The organism is Streptomyces sp. NPDC014734 (assembly GCF_043083325.1).
Taxonomy (GTDB): Bacteria; Actinomycetota; Actinomycetes; order Streptomycetales; family Streptomycetaceae; genus Streptomyces.
Genome location: NZ_JBIBYN010000002.1, coordinates 490,107 through 505,530, shown reverse-complemented (window position 1 = coordinate 505,530; position 15,424 = coordinate 490,107). Strand labels below are relative to the sequence as shown.

The 15,424-nt window shown below is 70.5% G+C and carries 11 protein-coding genes; 8 read left to right on the top strand and 3 right to left on the bottom strand.

The features are described 5' to 3' along the window. Nucleotide 1: 1 nt before the first annotated feature. Both ACF1CT_RS06145 and pdhA read right to left on the bottom strand, forming a co-directional pair. Nucleotides 2–982 (bottom strand): alpha-ketoacid dehydrogenase subunit beta, encoded by a 981-nt coding sequence (locus ACF1CT_RS06145; RefSeq protein WP_391782549.1) that lies wholly within the window; start codon nucleotides 980–982, stop codon nucleotides 2–4. A gap of 2 nt (nucleotides 983–984) precedes the next feature. After that, on the bottom strand, nucleotides 985–2,250 hold the full coding sequence (gene pdhA / locus ACF1CT_RS06140) for a pyruvate dehydrogenase (acetyl-transferring) E1 component subunit alpha (RefSeq protein WP_391782548.1): 1,266 nt from the start codon (nucleotides 2,248–2,250) through the stop codon (nucleotides 985–987). A 341-nt stretch (nucleotides 2,251–2,591) separates the two neighbouring features. Here pdhA and ACF1CT_RS06135 point away from each other — a divergent pair, with 341 nt between their 5' ends. The 3 genes from ACF1CT_RS06135 to ACF1CT_RS06125 all read left to right on the top strand — a co-directional run bounded on the left by ACF1CT_RS06135 (nucleotide 2,592) and on the right by ACF1CT_RS06125 (nucleotide 4,967). Next, nucleotides 2,592–3,251, top strand: coding sequence for a response regulator (locus ACF1CT_RS06135; protein ID WP_391782646.1), 660 nt, complete (start codon nucleotides 2,592–2,594; stop codon nucleotides 3,249–3,251). Nucleotides 3,252–3,454: 203 nt separating this feature from the next. Beyond that, entirely contained in the window at nucleotides 3,455–3,907 is a 453-nt protein-coding gene (locus tag ACF1CT_RS06130; RefSeq protein WP_391782547.1) for a pyridoxamine 5'-phosphate oxidase family protein, read from the top strand. Nucleotides 3,908–3,974: 67 nt separating this feature from the next. Then, nucleotides 3,975–4,967 (top strand): phosphotransferase, encoded by a 993-nt coding sequence (locus tag ACF1CT_RS06125; protein ID WP_391782645.1) that lies wholly within the window; start codon nucleotides 3,975–3,977, stop codon nucleotides 4,965–4,967. 204 nt (nucleotides 4,968–5,171) lie between these two features. Here the strand turns inward: ACF1CT_RS06125 and ACF1CT_RS06120 are convergent, their stop codons facing one another. Beyond that, on the bottom strand, nucleotides 5,172–6,806 hold the full coding sequence (locus ACF1CT_RS06120) for a protein kinase (protein ID WP_391782546.1): 1,635 nt from the start codon (nucleotides 6,804–6,806) through the stop codon (nucleotides 5,172–5,174). Nucleotides 6,807–7,116: 310 nt separating this feature from the next. Here ACF1CT_RS06120 and ACF1CT_RS06115 point away from each other — a divergent pair, with 310 nt between their 5' ends. The 5 genes from ACF1CT_RS06115 (at nucleotide 7,117) to ACF1CT_RS06095 (ending at nucleotide 15,357) form a co-directional block, all read left to right on the top strand. After that, complete coding sequence (locus tag ACF1CT_RS06115; protein WP_391782545.1) at nucleotides 7,117–8,769, top strand: protein kinase; 1,653 nt, start codon at nucleotides 7,117–7,119, stop codon at nucleotides 8,767–8,769. 1,286 nt (nucleotides 8,770–10,055) lie between these two features. Further along, a complete protein-coding gene (locus ACF1CT_RS06110; RefSeq protein WP_391782544.1) occupies nucleotides 10,056–10,694 on the top strand; it encodes a PadR family transcriptional regulator in 639 nt (212 codons plus the stop codon). 331 nt (nucleotides 10,695–11,025) lie between these two features. Next, entirely contained in the window at nucleotides 11,026–11,805 is a 780-nt protein-coding gene (locus tag ACF1CT_RS06105; protein WP_391782543.1) for an ABC transporter ATP-binding protein, read from the top strand. Beyond that, the gene (locus ACF1CT_RS06100) at nucleotides 11,802–14,648 is read left to right on the top strand and encodes an FtsX-like permease family protein (protein WP_391782542.1); all 2,847 of its coding nucleotides are present in this window, start codon (nucleotides 11,802–11,804) and stop codon (nucleotides 14,646–14,648) included. The genes ACF1CT_RS06105 and ACF1CT_RS06100 overlap by 4 nt, the downstream gene beginning before the upstream one ends. 160 nt (nucleotides 14,649–14,808) lie before the next feature. Continuing rightward, nucleotides 14,809–15,357, top strand: coding sequence for a bacterial proteasome activator family protein (locus ACF1CT_RS06095; RefSeq protein ID WP_391782541.1), 549 nt, complete (start codon nucleotides 14,809–14,811; stop codon nucleotides 15,355–15,357). The last annotated feature ends 67 nt before the right edge of the window (nucleotides 15,358–15,424 follow it).

Genomic DNA, 15,424 nt, shown 5'->3' with positions numbered 1-15,424 from the left:
CTCAGTACGCCAGCGAGCGGTCGACGACGTCGAGCACACGGTCGAGACCCGGCAGATACTCGTCCTCCAGCCGCGCCGGCGGGTACGGGGCGTGGTAGCCACCGACCCTCAGCACCGGTGCCTCCAGGTGGTAGAAGCAGCGCTCCGTGATGCGAGCGGCGATCTCGGCCCCGGAGCCGTAGAACACCGGCGCCTCGTGGACCACGACGAGCCGCCCGGTCTTCTCCACGGAGGTCTGGATGGCGTCGAAATCGATCGGGGACATCGAACGCAGGTCCAGGACCTCGATCGACTTGCCCTCCTCCTGGGCCGCGGCTGCCGCTTCCAGGCAGACCTTCACCATCGGGCCGTACGCGACGAGCGTGAGGTCGGTACCGGAACGGGCCACCGAGGCCTTGTGCAGCGGGCCGGGGATGGAGTCGGTCTCGACCTCGCCCTTGTCCCAGTAGCGGCGCTTCGGCTCGAAGAAGATCACCGGGTCGTCGCTCTGGACGGCCTGCTGCATCATCCAGTACGCGTCGCTCGCGTTCGACGGCGAGACCACCTTCAACCCCGCGACGTGCGCGAACAGCGCCTCGGGGGACTCGCTGTGGTGCTCGACGGCGCCGATGCCGCCGCCGTACGGAATCCGCACGACGACCGGCAACTTGATCTTGCCGAGCGCGCGGGCGTGCATCTTGGCGAGCTGCGTGACGATCTGGTCGTACGCGGGGAAGACGAAGCCGTCGAACTGGATCTCCACAACGGGGCGGTAGCCGCGCAGCGCCAGGCCGATCGCGGTGCCGACAATGCCGGACTCGGCGAGCGGGGTGTCGATCACCCGGTCCTCGCCGAAGTCCTTCTGGAGTCCGTCGGTGATCCGGAAGACACCGCCGAGCTTTCCGACGTCCTCGCCCATGACGAGAACCTTGGGGTCGGTGTCGAGGGCCTTGCGCAACGACTCGTTGAGCGCCTTCGCGATGGACATCTTTTCCATGGCCATGGCTACTTGCCTTCCTCGACGGAGTCCTCGGCGGAGTCCGCGAACGATGCCTGGTACGCGGCGAACTGCGCGCGCTCCTCGTCGACGAGCGGGTTCCCGTCGGCGTAGACGTTGTCGAACATGGCCATCGGGTCCGGGTCGGGCATCGCGCGCACGGCCTCGCGCACCCGCTTGCCGAGGGCCTCGCTCTCGGCCTCCAGCTCGGTGAAGAACGCCTCGTCGGCGGCGCCCTCCTTCTCCAGGTGGGTACGCAGGCGGAGGATCGGGTCCTTGGCCTCCCACGCGGCGCGCTCCTCGTCGGCCCGGTACTTCGTCGGGTCGTCGGAGGTGGTGTGCGCGCCCATGCGGTAGGTGAACGCCTCGACGAGCATGGGGCCCTCGCCCCGGCGGGCCCGTTCCAGCGCCGCACGGGTCACGGCCAGGCAGGCGAGCACGTCGTTGCCGTCGACCCGGACGCCGGGGAAGCCGTAGCCCTGCGCGCGCTGGTAGAGCGGGACGCGGGTCTGCTTCTCGGTGGGCTCGGAGATCGCCCACTGGTTGTTCTGGCAGAAGAAGACGACCGGGGCGTTGTAGACCGCGGAGAAGGTGAAGGACTCGGCGACGTCCCCCTGGCTGGAGGCGCCGTCGCCGAAGTACGCGATCACGGCCGAGTCCGCGCCGTCCTTGGCGACGCCCATGGCGTAGCCGGTGGCGTGCAGGGTCTGCGAGCCGATGACGATCGTGTACAGGTGGAAGTTGTTGCTGTTGGGGTCCCAGCCGCCGTGGTTCACGCCGCGGAACATGCCGAGGAGATTGGTCGGGTCCACCCCCCGGCACCAGGCGACACCGTGCTCGCGGTAGGTCGGGAAGACGTAGTCGTCGTCGCGCAGGGCCCGGCCGGAGCCGATCTGGGCGGCCTCCTGACCGAGCAGCGACGCCCACAGGCCCAGCTCGCCCTGGCGTTGCAGGGCGGTCGCCTCGGCGTCGAAACGCCGGGTGAGAACCATGTCCCGGTACAGACCGCGCAGCTCCTCGGCGGTCAGGTCGATGCTGTAGTCCGGGTGCTCCACGCGCTCGCCCTCGGGCGTCAGCAGCTGTACGAGCTCGGGATCGGAACTCTGCGGCGTACGAGCGGGCTTCTTCGCGGTCGCCTTGGTGGCCGCCTTCGCGGTTGCCCCGGTAGTCGACTTCTCAGTCGTCTTCGCGGTCGTCTTCGCGGTCGTCTTCACGGCGCTGGTCCGCTTGCTGCTGCGTCGCGGTGTGCGCGCGGCAGTGCTCTCCACGGTCACGTGCGTGCTCCTCCGTCGGTCCGGCCCCCGGGGTCTGCCGGGAAACCAGTGCGGCTCGCCTGCGTCCGTACCCGTGCACGGGGTGGGTGCCGCTCGGTCCGGAAAACAGGCGTGACAGGTGCCCCGGCGAGCGCCCTGTCAAAAGCACGTTACCCAGTGCACCGCATAACTGCGAAACCCCATCTGACCTGCGATTTTGCTTGGATTTCCAAGTAAATCGAAAAAGTCGGGAAGTCCCGCTGGTCACGGCGCCGGGAACAGCCTTGCGGGCTACCGGAACAAGCGCACGTTATCCCGCCGTTCGGCGGCAGGGAAGGGGCGAGTGTGTGAGACTGCGTTTTGTGCGCGAACAAGGAAAAATCACTGTTTTTCTGCTGGACGACCACGAGGTGGTCCGGCGCGGGGTCCATGAATTGCTGTCGGTCGAGGACGACATCGAGGTGGTCGGCGAGGCCGGAACGGCGGCGGACGCACTGGTCCGCATTCCCGCGACCCGGCCGGACGTCGCCGTGCTCGACGTACGCCTGCCGGACGGCAGCGGGGTGGAGGTGTGCCGGGAGATCCGTTCCCAGGACGACGGCATCAAGTGCCTGATGCTGACCTCGTACGCCGATGACGAGGCGCTTTTCGACGCGATCATGGCGGGCGCATCGGGGTATGTGCTGAAGGCGATCCGCGGAAATGAACTGTTGAGCGCGGTACGGGACGTGGCGGCCGGGAAGTCGCTGCTGGACCCGGTCGCGACGGCGCAGGTGCTGGAGCGGCTGCGGGAGGGCAAGAAGGGCCGGGGGGACGAGCGGCTCGCCAGTCTCACCGAACAGGAGCGCAAGATCCTCGACCTGATCGGCGAGGGGCTGACCAACCGCGTGATCGGTGAGCGGCTGCACCTCGCCGAGAAGACGATCAAGAATTATGTCTCCAGTCTGCTCTCCAAGCTGGGCATGGAACGACGCTCGCAGGCCGCTGCGTACGTGGCCAGGCTCCAGGCGGAGAAGGGCTGAGGGCCTGTCGGGTGGCCACCCGGTCAGAGGTCACCCGACAGGCTCCGAGCCACCAACGGGGAGCCGGGCCGTCGCACCTGCGGGCGGCCGTGGTCCGCGGGCGCCGTGGTCCGCGGGCGCCGTGGTCCGCGGGACTTTGGTCCCGTACCACCCGGGGCCCCGGCCTCTTTCTGACGCCGCGACGGTGTCGGAGAGTGGTGGGCATGCCCTCAGAGGATCTCCACGCGCTCGACCTGCTCGGCCGCGTCGCGTACGGCCGACTGGCGACGAGCATGCGGGCCCTTCCGATACTGGCGGTGGCCCGCCACATCGTGGCCGACGGCCGGGTCGTCCTGCGCATGCACGGAGGGCTCGGTTACCACGACGCCTGCGACGGCACGGTGGTCGCGTACGGGGCGGACAACTACAACACCGCGCCCTCGGGGGACGACGGCGCGCTGTGGTCCGTCCAGTTCACCGGCCCCGCGGAGATCGTGCACCCCACTCCCGGACAACAGGAGCTCTTCGGCTCCGCCCCCGCCCTGGTGAACGGCGAACCCTTCGCCGCGGCCTACCTCGCGGTCGCCCCGCGCTTCGTCACCGTGCATACGCTGGGTTTCCACGCACACTCCGGTCCGTCACGCAAGTCAGCCGAACCGCAACGCAGCGTGATCTAACATCTGGCGAGTGCCGCGCTCATCTGTACCCCTCGCTCCCGTTCCACCGGTCCCGCCGGTGGACGAGGTGCTGCGCCACTACCCGGACGCCGGTGAACCGCTCGTCTGCAGGCCCGTCACGCAGGGCCTGCTCAACCACGGCTACCGGGTCTCCACCACGCGCGGCTCCTACTTCCTCAAGCACCACCTCGACGCCTCCACCGGCGACCGTGCCACGATCGTCCGCCAGCACCGGGCCACCCAGCGGCTCCAGTCGCTCGGCGTGCCGGTCGCCCCACCCCTCCAGGACGCGGAGGGCGACACGGTCACGGAGATCGGCGGCCGGTGCTACGCCCTTCACCCCTGGATCGACGGGCTGCACCGGGCCGGGGCCCAGCTCACCACCTCCGAATCGCGACGGCTCGGCGCACTGCTCGGAACCGTGCACACCGGGCTTGAGCAGGTCATGGGGCCGGCCACCGAACCCTCCGGGCCGCCCGGCGGATATCTGAGCCCGGACCCCGTCGACACCTTCGCACTGATCGACGAGCTGCTGACGGCCACCCGCGAACGGTGCACCCGCGACTCGTTCGACGAACTGGCCGAGCACCGGCTGCGGGAGCGGCGCGCCCTGCTGGAGCGCCACGCCGACCGCAGGCCGCCCACGCCCGGGGTCCCGGCCACCGGCTGGGTGCACGGCGACTTCCACCCGCTGAACGTGCTCTACCGGGGCACCGAGCCGGTCGCGATCGTCGACTGGGACCGGCTGGGGGTCCAGCCGCGTGCCGAGGAGGCGGTACGGGCGGCGGCGATCTTCTTCGTGCAGCCGGCCGGGGAACTGGACCTGCCGAAGGTGCGGGCGTACGCGGAGGCGTACCGACGGGCGGCCGGAGCGGGAACGGCGGAACTTGCCGCGGCGGTGCACCGGGTGTGGTGGGAGCGGCTCAACGACTTCTGGATACTGCGCTGGCGGTACTGCCTCCACGACCGAAGGGCCGACCCGCAGTTCCCCGCGGTGTCGGCCCTGGCGGTCTGGTGGACGCGCGAGTACGAGGCGGTGCGCCAGGCGTTCACGGGGTGAGGCCGTGAACGCCTCACGCACGGCCGGACCCGTTACGGCCTCACGCACGGCCGGACCCGTTACGGCCCTGTGCACGGCCGGACCGCTACGGCCCTGTGCACGGCCGATGCCGGACATGTACCGGGCCGATGCCCGTCATCTGCGGGGCCGTGACCCCGGAGCCGGGCCGCCGCGGGCCTCGTCGGCGGGCGGCGGCCCGGCCGGTCACGTACCGCTGCCGGCCGCGGCGCCGGGGCCGGCGGCCGCGCCGTTGCCGGTTCCGCTCGAATCGCCCCCGGGACCGCTGCCGTTGGTGCTGCCCTCGTTCGTGCCGGGGCCGGTGCTCGTGTTGTCGCCGCTGCCGTTGCTGCCGCTCTCACCCGAACCGTTGTTCGTGCTCTCACCGCTGCCGTTGCCGCCCTCGTTCGTGCCCGTACCGGAGTCGGTGTTGCCGTCGGGCGGCGTCGACGCCTCGTTGGACGGAAGGTCGGGCGTGTGGCTCGGCCGGACCGGCGGGGTGTAGGGGTTGCGCGGCGGCGTCTCCTGCTGGTTGCCGGAGGAGTTCTCCGGCTGCCTGCTCTGCTCGGTCTGCTCGTCGCTCGGCGCGGACGGGCTCTCCGACGCGGACGGCGAACCGGACGTCGTGGCCGGTGTCTTCTCGTGCTGCTTGTCGTTCTCGTTCGCCGCGTTGACCGCGAGAGCGACACCGGCACCGATCGCGATCAGGGCGAGCACGACGAACAGCCACAGCTTGCCGCGCCCGCCGCCGCCCTGGTATCCGCCGTCGTAGCCGCCGTCGTCCGGGTTCATCGGCGGCAGGATCGGGCCCTGCGAGGTGTCGCCGTGCGGCGCCTGGTTCATCGCCATCGTGCGGCCGGTGAGGCCCATGGGCGGGGTGTGACCGGGCTCGTGCGCCACGACCGGTCCGGTGTTCCACATACCGGTGTGGCCGCCCTGCGCCTGGAGCATCTGCAGGCTGTACTGGATGAGCCCGCGCATCTCCTCGGCGCTCTGGAACCGGTCGTCCGGGTCCTTCGCGAGCGAGCGCATGACCAGCCCGTCCAGCTCCGGCGGGACCGCCTGCAGCACCTCGGACGGCGGGACCGGAGTGTCCTGCACATGCTGGTACACGACGGACAACGGGGTCTCGCCGGTGAACGGCGGCCGCAGCGCCAGGAGTTCGTACAGCAGGCAGCCGGTCGCGTAGAGGTCGGAGCGGTGGTCGACCGCCTTGCCCAGCGCCTGCTCGGGGGAGAGGTACTGCGGCGTGCCCATGACCATGCCGGTCTGGGTCATCGTCGACTGCGCGCCGTGCAGGGCACGGGCGATGCCGAAGTCCATCACCTTGACCGCGCCCGAGTTCGTGATGATCACGTTGGCGGGCTTGATGTCCCGGTGCACGATGCCGTGCTGGTGCGAGTAGGCGAGTGCCTCCAGCACGCCCGAGACGATGATCAGTGCCTGCTCGGGAGGCGGGGCCTCGGCGCTGAGAAGCAGATCGCGGATGGTGTGGCCCTCGACGAGCTCCATCACGATGTAGGGGACGGTCTGGCCGCCCACGACGTCCTCGCCTGAGTCGTACACGGCGACGATCGCGTGGTGGTTGAGGCCGGCAACCGACTGCGCCTCACGCGTGAACCGGGCCTTGGAGACCGGGTCCTCGGCGAGATCCGAGCGCAGGAGCTTCACCGCGACCGTGCGCCCCAGCCTGACGTCCTCGGCCGCGAAGACCTCCGCCATGCCGCCCCGGCCGAGGCGGTGGGTCATCCGGTAACGCCCGTCACCGACGACGCCGCCGATGCCCCAGGAGTCGGTGCCATCCGAGACTCCGCCGCCGTTTGCTTCGGAATCGGGTGCCATCAGTCCTCGCCGTCGTTTCTGTCCGCGCGTCCGCGGGTTCTCACGGTGTCCAGCTGCATTGCGTCTGGCTGCATTTCCACGTCACGCTACAGCCTCCGCCGGACACACCGTTTCCGAGAGGGACCGGCCATCCAATCGGTCGGCGCGCCGTCCACGCAAATCCCACACATTTCCTGTAACGCTTCCGAGACGCTTCTTGTGCGTAGGGTCACGGAACGGGCACCCGGCTTGACGTGTCGTACCCCTCGGGCAGACTTGGCGCGTAATAAGCGATCAGCGTGTCAGTCGCGCGCCGAGGGGGAAGCAAGTCATGAGCCAGGACGGCGCACACGGCCCTCAGGGGCGCTACGCGGGCGGTTCGGTCGCCGGTGGCCGGTACCAGCTTCGCGACCTGCTCGGCGAAGGCGGGATGGCGTCCGTATACCTGGCGTACGACTCCGCGCTGGACCGACAGGTCGCGATCAAGACACTCCACACGGAGCTGGGTCGCGAGCAGTCGTTCCGTGAGCGGTTCCGCCGCGAGGCACAGGCTGTTGCCAAACTGCAGCACACCAATATCGTCTCGGTCTTCGACACCGGTGAGGACGAGCTCGGCGGCGCGCTGATGCCGTACATCGTCATGGAGTACGTGGAGGGCCGACCGCTCGGTTCGGTGCTCCAGGAGGACATCCAGAACTACGGTGCCATGCCCGCCGACAAGGCGCTCAAGGTGACGAACGACGTGCTGGCCGCGCTGGACACCAGCCATGAGATGGGGCTGGTCCACCGGGACATCAAGCCCGGCAACGTCATGGTGACCAAGCGCGGTGTCGTGAAGGTCATGGACTTCGGCATCGCCCGCGCCATGCAGTCGGGCGTGACGTCGATGACACAGACCGGCATGGTCGTCGGCACCCCGCAGTACCTCTCCCCCGAACAGGCCCTGGGGCGCGGCGTGGACGCGCGTTCCGACCTGTACTCGGTCGGGATCATGCTGTTCCAACTGCTCACCGGACGCCTGCCGTTCGACGCGGACTCGCCGCTCGCCATCGCATACGCGCACGTCCAGGAGGAGCCGGTCGCGCCCTCCACCATCAACCGGTCGGTTCCGCCCGTGATGGACGCGCTCGTCGCCCGGGCGCTGAAGAAGAATCCGAACGAACGCTTCCCGAGCGCCGCGGCGATGCAGAACGAGATCGCGCGCGTGCTGAACGCGGGCGGTCAGACGAGCGCCCCGGTGATCGTCACGGGCGGGGGCGCGCCGGCGAACAGCGGCTCGGGCGTCGGCTCGGCGGTCTTCCCGCCGGTCGACCAGTCCGCTCCCCAGCCGCAGAGCGTCCAGACTCCGTACCAGCCGGGCCCGTACCAGTCCGGCGCCCAGCCCGGCCCGTACGGTCCGACGACCCCGGCGCCCGCGCCCGCGCCGTCGTACGGCTACCCGCAGGCGGCTCCGGCGTACCAGAGCCAGGCGCCGGTGGCGCCGATGCAGCAGCACACCCCTCCGCCGTACGCGGCCACGCCGCAGACGCAGTCCCAGCACCTCTCGGGCGGGGGTGGATCGAAGCGGAACATGCCGGTGATCATCGGCGCGATCGTGGTCGCGCTGGTCGCGATCGGCGGCCTGATCACGGTCCTCTCGCTGAACGGCAAGGAGAAGGACGATCCGAGCGCGAAGGACTCCCCGGCCGTGAGCGAGCACAAGGGGCCGGAGCGAAACCGCACGATGAAGACCGAGAAGTGCACGGACGCCCTGGAGAGCACCGACGACCCGGCGAAGGTCGACGCGCCCAAGTTCCTGTACAAGGACTATCTCTCCGCCAAGGCGTGCGCGGACGCGGCGGGCTGGATCGTCAAGAGGATCGAGATACCGGGGAACACCTACGCGGAGGACCAGGTCATCGACCAGTTCCCCTCCGCCGGGACCGCCGTGGACAAGGTGGGCGCCAAGTTCGAGCTGCGCGTCGCGACGGGCGACCCGGCCTGACGGACGCCCTGGACGGGAGGCTCGAACCTCGGTCCCGGGGAAGGGGCCTTGGGCCGGGGTCCTCGTTCAAGGTCCCCGGCAGGCTCCGGGCCTCGGCCGCGCGCGGGGGTCCGGGCGGGAGTCCTGGGCCCCGGTCCCGAACCAGGGCCGAGGAGGCTCGTGGGTTCTTCCCGCTACGGGACTTCCTCTTGTCCGGTTCACTCAAGATGCCGGATATGTCACCGCATGTGACCCTGACCTCATGGCTCAGGGATTTCTGCCTTCACGATCCACGAGGTGCGTGGCCTGCCTCATACTCTCGGCGGGCGCGGCACTGGGAGCCGCCGCCGGTGAGGCACACATCGCGCGACGCACGCCCGGCGAGATACCGGGGGCGGCCGGCGCCCCGGCGACGACACCCACGAACACGGCATCCGCATCGCCCGCCCGCCCCGCCGTCCGGCTCTCCGCCCTCCTCACCGCCGCCCCGGGCGTCGAACCGCCGAACGGGGCCCGCATCCCTTCGGCCGACCCGTCCGCGATACCGGCGGCCGTGCCTCCCGACGGCGGCTCGGCCACCTACACCCACGCCCACGCCCACTCACCTGCGATATCCCCAGGGTCCTCCGCCCCCGCATCCGGACCGCCTTCGGGCTCGTCGCCCTCCGCCGCTGTCACCGCCTCCGCACACGTCACCGCCTCCGCCCCCACACCCTCCGTCTCTCCTTCACCCCCGGCATCTCCGATATCCCCGATATCCCCGGCGGGCTCCGTACCCTCCGAGCCCGCCGCAGCCTCCGAACTCTCCGCAGCCTCCGCGCCCTCCGCAGCCTCCGCGCCCTCCGCAGCCGAGAGGCCGACGCGCCCTCCCGAAGCACAGCCGCCGCTCGCCGGACGTGAGGCCGGGGAGGGGAGACCGAGACCCGGCCGACCGCTCTCGCCCCAGGAGCTCGCGCAGATCGACAACGCCCTCGACGCATCGGACACCCGCCCCGCCGCGACCGATCCGGCACCGGAGGCACTCGTCGGACGACCGACTCCGAGCACGTCCCCCGCAGGCGGACCGCTCACGTCCCGGGCACTCGGCAGGCCCGTCGCGCGGGACGTCCAACAGGTCTCGCTGGGCGCGGGAATCGCCCTGATAGGACTGGGTCTGGGATTTCTGGCCCTCCGCATGCGCCGCACGGACTGACGACCCGGGAAGCGAGGGTCGTCCCGCCTGTGACCCCGTCCCACGGCTCCCACCTGCGGTCCCATCCCACGGCAGGAACTTGCGCCCATCGACATACTCGGTATACATACTCAGTATGTCGATCCGCCATGGGCTACTGGCCCTGCTGGAGCGCGGCCCCAGATACGGCTCCCAGCTCCGCACCGAATTCGAGTCACGCACCGGCTCCACCTGGCCGCTCAACGTCGGCCAGGTCTACACGACGTTGAGTCGGCTGGAGCGCGACGGCCTGGTCGCCCAGAACGACGAGGACGACCAGGGACACACCCTCTACGCGATCACCGACTCCGGCCGGGCCGAGCTACGAAGCTGGTTCGAGACACCCGTCGACCGCACCAGCCCGCCCCGCGACGAGCTGGCCATCAAGCTCGCCATGGCGGTCGGCGCACCGGGGGTGGACATCCGGGCCGTCATCCAGTCCCAGCGCCACCACACCGTGAAGGCGATGCAGGACTACACCCGGCTCAAGGCACAGGCCCTCGTCGACGTCCCGACCAACCGTGACGAGGTGGCCTGGCTGCTCGTGCTCGAACAACTGATCTTCCAGGCGGAGGCCGAGGCTCGCTGGCTGGATCACTGCGAATCCCGGCTGGTCCGCCTCGCCGAGGCCGCCGCCACGGAACCGGAACCCCAGACGCGCGCACCCGGCCGAGCCCCGGTACGTGCACCTGCCCGCGTTCCGGCCCGGGTCGGTCGCCCGCGCGATCGAGGCTGACCGGCCGCCGCGCCGAGGACACGGCCCGGACCGACCACGGCCCGACCGACCACGACCGGCTCACGGGGAACCGCCCGCACAGCGCCGGCCCGCGCGGGGCAGCACCATCCGCGCACAACCACCGGCCACAGACCACACACGTGTACGCACCGGCACCCGGCGTCCGGCCCGGCTCCACGGAGGACCGCGCCACGTCCCCGTACGCCCCGTACACCCCGTACGCCCCGCACGCCCCGCACGCCCCGCACGCCCCGCACGCCCCGCACCGGCAACGGACCGCTCCGATGCCCGGTGCCGACCCACAGAAACGTTCCGAGGGGGAACCACCGTCATGTCCTCACCTGCCCCGTCCCGACCCGCCTCCCCGGCCGGTACGCCGTCCCAAGGCGGCGAACCGGTCCTCGAACTCCGGTCCCTGACCCGCACCCACGGCAGCGGCATCGCCGAAGTGCACGCCCTGCGCGGCATCGACCTTTCCGTGCACGCCGGTGAGCTCGTCGCGGTGATGGGACCGTCCGGTTCCGGCAAGTCCACCCTGCTGACCATCGCCGGCGGACTCGACACCGCGACCAGCGGCCAGGTCATCATCGAGGGGCAGGAGATATCCGGCCTCGGCCGCAAGGGCATAGCCGCTCTGCGGCGGCGCAGCGTCGGCTACGTCTTCCAGGACTACAACCTGATCCCGGCCCTCACCGCCGCCGAGAACATCGCCCTGCCGCGCGAACTCGACGGGGTCTCCGTGCGCAAGGCCCGCAAGGAGGCACGCGCCGCGCTGGAGGAGATGAAGCTCCTGGAGATCGCCGACCGGTTCCCCGACGAGATGTCCGGCGGCCAGCAGCAGCGTGTCGCGATCGCCCGCGCCCTGGTCGGCGACCGACGCCTGGTGCTCGCCGACGAGCCGACCGGAGCACTCGACTCCGAGACCGGTGAGGCCGTGCTCGCGCTGCTGCGCACCCGCTGCGACCGAGGGGCGGCGGCCGTGATGGTGACGCACGAGCCCCGGTACGCGGCCTGGGCGGACCGGGTCGTATTCCTCCGGGACGGCTCGATCGTCGATCAGACGCTCACCACCGGCGCCGACTCGCTGCTGGCCGCCGAGGTCGCCAAGTGAGCGTGTTCACGGGCTGGCGCGCCGCCCTCCGCATAGCCAGGCGCGACGCGCTGCGCGCCAAGGGCCGCAGCGCACTGGTGGTCGCGATGATCGCCGTACCGGTACTCGGCGTCACGGCCCTCGACGTCACGTACCGCAGCATGGAACCGACCGTCGCGGAACGGCTGACGGGCGAGATGGGTTCGGCCGACGCGCTGTTCAGCGACGAGGAACTGGGCCCGCTGGAACAGCTGGCCGACGCGAATTCGTACCAGCGGGTCGACGAGAACGCCCCGGTGGACGAGACGCTCCCTCCGGCCGATGTCCCGGCCACGTTCCCCAAGGGCTCGCGGGCGATCACCTTCCAGTCCGTCCCGGCGAGCGTCACCACCGGGTACGGCATCGCCGACACCGACATCCACGAGTTCCCGACGTCGGACAAGCTGGCCCGCGGCAAGACCGTCCTGATCAGCGGCGCCTTCCCGCACGGCGCGGGCGAGATGGCCGCCACCCAGCCGTTCCTGGATTCGACCGGGCTGCACATCGGTTCGACCACCACCGTGCGCAACTCCGGTGAGAAGTACACGATCACCGGTGTGATCGAGCAACCCCTCGACCTGAAGGCCAAGGCGCTGTTCGCCGACCCGGACACGGTCATCGCCCCGTGGAAGGCCAAGTCCGACCGCGACAAGAAGATCCTCCCGCCGAACGTCCGGGCCAGGGAGTGGCTGGTCAAGGGCCCCGACGGGGTGGGCGTGACCTGGCCGGACGTGATGAAGGCCAACGCGTCGGGTGTCCTCGTCAAGTCCCGCCAGGTCGTCCTCGACCCGCCGCCGGACTCCGAAGTCCCGATGGCCAGAAAGAACCAGTACACGTCCATGGACGACTCCGGGCAGATGAGCACCGCGCTCATCACCGTGGTCGCCATGGCGGTCCTGGAAATCGTGCTGCTCGCCGGACCCGCCTTCGCGGTCGGCGCGCGCCGCTCCCGCCGCCAGCTCGGACTGCTGGGCACCTGCGGCGGGGACCGACGGCACGTCCGCGCCGTGGTGCTCGGCGGCGGCATGGTGCTCGGCGGCATCGGCGCCGTGACCGGTGTGGTGTCCGGCCTCGGTCTCACCGTGCTGTTCCGGCCCATGATCGAGGATTGGGCCGGAAACCGGTTCGGCTCCCTCGTCCTGAAGCCGAGCGAACTGTTCCTGATCGCCGCGATCGGCATGGTCACGGGTCTCCTGGCGGCGTTCGCCCCGGCGATCGTGGCGAGCCGGCAGTCCGTCCTGGAGTCGCTCACCGGGCGCCGCGGTGTCCGGCACTCCTCCCGGATCATGCCCGTCCTGGGCGTCTGCGTACTGGTCCTCGGCATCGTCGTCGCCGTCTACGGCGGCATGAGCGGGAAGTCGGCGCTGGTCTCCGGCGGCTCGATCGTCGCCGAGCTGGGGCTGCTCGCCTGCATCCCGGTGATCGTCGGCTTCCTCGGACGGCTCGGCAGCAGGCTGCCGCTCGCGCCCCGGATGGCGCTGCGCGACGCTGCCCGCAACCGCGGTCGCACCGCCCCCGCCGTCGCCGCGGTGATGGCGGCCGTCGCGGGATCCGTGGCCATCGCCACGTACACGGCCAGCACGACGGCCGAACGCGACTACGAGTACACCGCCAACCTCACTCCGGGGACGATCGCCGTCATGGCCACCGGGGCCAAGGCGGCGGAACAGCTCCCGCTGGCCCGGACGACCGTCGAGCGGAGCATGCCCGTCAGTGGCGGACACGCCGACATCAAACGGGTCTGGGCGGGCAGCGACTGCAACATCTACTACGACGAGGAGGACGGCTGCGGCACCATCGAGCTGGTCAAGCCCACCGGCAAGGACCACGACTGCCCGCTGAAGGGCAAGGGCGCCAAGGATCTCGCCGCACGGCTCTCCGCCGACGAGCACCGGGACCTGATGAACACACCCGCCTGCCTGGGCGAGTACATGCCCGCGAGCGGGCTGTCCTGGGACGAGCACAACATCATCGTGGCGGACGCGGACCTGCTCAGCACATACGTGAAGCTCGACGACCCGGCAGCCGTGAAGGCGCTGGAGGAGGGCACCCCGGTACTCCTCAACAAGGCGTACGCGAAGGGCGACGAGATCACGCTCAAGGCCGTCCACACGTACAACGACCGGGACAAGGAGAACCGGAAGCTGCACCCGGGCAAGGCGCGGACCACCACGGACCGCCTGAAGGTGTACGTGGCCCCCGAGCGGTACGCGGCCACCCCCGGTGTCCGCATGATCCTTCCGGAGAAGACCGCGAAGCGCCTCGGGCTGCACGTGGAGCAGCAGGGCAGCGTGTACACCGTCTCGCGTACGCCGTCGGACGTCGAGGACCAGCGGGTCTCCGCCGCGCTCCAGCAGGCCGGCGGCGGTATCTGGGTCCAGTCCGACCCCGGGCCCAGCCAACGGCAGGACACGATCATGCTGGTCCTTGCGCTGTTCGCCGGAATGGTGACCGTGGGCGCGGCGGCGATCACGACCGGGCTCGCCAAGGCCGACGCGGAGGCCGATCTGAACACGCTCAGCGCGGTCGGCGCACCGCCGGGAGTGCGGCGTTCGCTGTCCGGATTCCAGTGCGTGGTGGTGGCACTCACGGGTGTGGTGCTCGGCTCGCTGGCGGGCCTGGTGCCCGCGGTGGCACTGCGTCTCGTCGATCTGCGCGAAGCGCTGCAGGTGATGCGGCGCGAGCCCATGGAGTCGGCGTACACGCCGATCGTGCTGCCCTGGGACACCCTCGCCCTGCTCGTCATCGCCGTTCCGCTGGTCGCCGGGGTGCTCGCCGCGGCCTTCACCCGGTCGCGCCTGGCGCTGGCCCGCCGCGCCGGATGACGGGGCGGCCGATACCTCGTACGACCTGACGGTCCGGCCGGTGTGACGCGCGGTGCGTGCGCGGGCCCGACCGGGTGTTCCGGTGCCCCCGCAGACGGTTGATCAACCGTCTGCGGGGGCACCGCCGTGTAGTACGGCAGGTGTGGGAGACAATGGCGCCATGGAGATGCCGAGGAATGAACGGTCGCAGGAGCACCCCCAAGTCCTCGTGGTGGGGCAGGACGGCATGGCGATCGGCGGCGGTGGCACTGACGACGAATCGCGTGAGGTCCCGGTGACGGAAATGGTCGAACAGCCCGCGAAGGTCATGCGCATCGGAAGCATGATCAAGCAGCTCCTTGAGGAGGTCCGGGCGGCTCCTCTCGACGAGGCGAGCCGGGTCAGGCTGAAGGAGATCCACGCCGGCTCCGTGAAGGAGCTGGAGGACGGCCTCGCGCCGGAGCTGGTGGAGGAGCTGGAACGGCTCTCCCTGCCGTTCACCGAGGACTCGGTGCCGTCCGAGGCGGAGCTCAGGATCGCCCAGGCTCAGCTGGTGGGCTGGCTGGAGGGCCTGTTCCACGGCATCCAGACGGCGCTGTTCGCCCAGCAGATGGCCGCGCGGGCGCAGCTGGAGCAGATGCGTCGTGCCCTCCCGCCGGGCGGCGGTCACGAGGAGGAGGACGGCATCGGAGACCAGCACGGAGCCATCAGGACCGGCCCGTACCTCTGATCCATATCTCTGACCCGTAGCTCTGACCCGTAGCTCTGGCCCGTAGCTCTGGCCTGGCCCTCACCCG

Excerpts from the sequence above, each read along its gene's own strand:
- ACF1CT_RS06110 (WP_391782544.1), top strand. The coding sequence starts at position 10,056 with ATGTCGATCCGCCATGGGCTACTGGCCCTGCTGGAGCGCGGCCCCAGA.
- ACF1CT_RS06105 (WP_391782543.1), top strand. The coding sequence starts at position 11,026 with ATGTCCTCACCTGCCCCGTCCCGACCCGCCTCCCCGGCCGGTACGCCG.
- ACF1CT_RS06130 (WP_391782547.1), top strand. The coding sequence starts at position 3,455 with ATGCCCTCAGAGGATCTCCACGCGCTCGACCTGCTCGGCCGCGTCGCG.
- ACF1CT_RS06095 (WP_391782541.1), top strand. The coding sequence starts at position 14,809 with ATGGAGATGCCGAGGAATGAACGGTCGCAGGAGCACCCCCAAGTCCTC.
- ACF1CT_RS06120 (WP_391782546.1), bottom strand. The coding sequence starts at position 6,806 with ATGGCACCCGATTCCGAAGCAAACGGCGGCGGAGTCTCGGATGGCACC.
- ACF1CT_RS06145 (WP_391782549.1), bottom strand. The coding sequence starts at position 982 with ATGGCCATGGAAAAGATGTCCATCGCGAAGGCGCTCAACGAGTCGTTG.
- ACF1CT_RS06115 (WP_391782545.1), top strand. The coding sequence starts at position 7,117 with ATGAGCCAGGACGGCGCACACGGCCCTCAGGGGCGCTACGCGGGCGGT.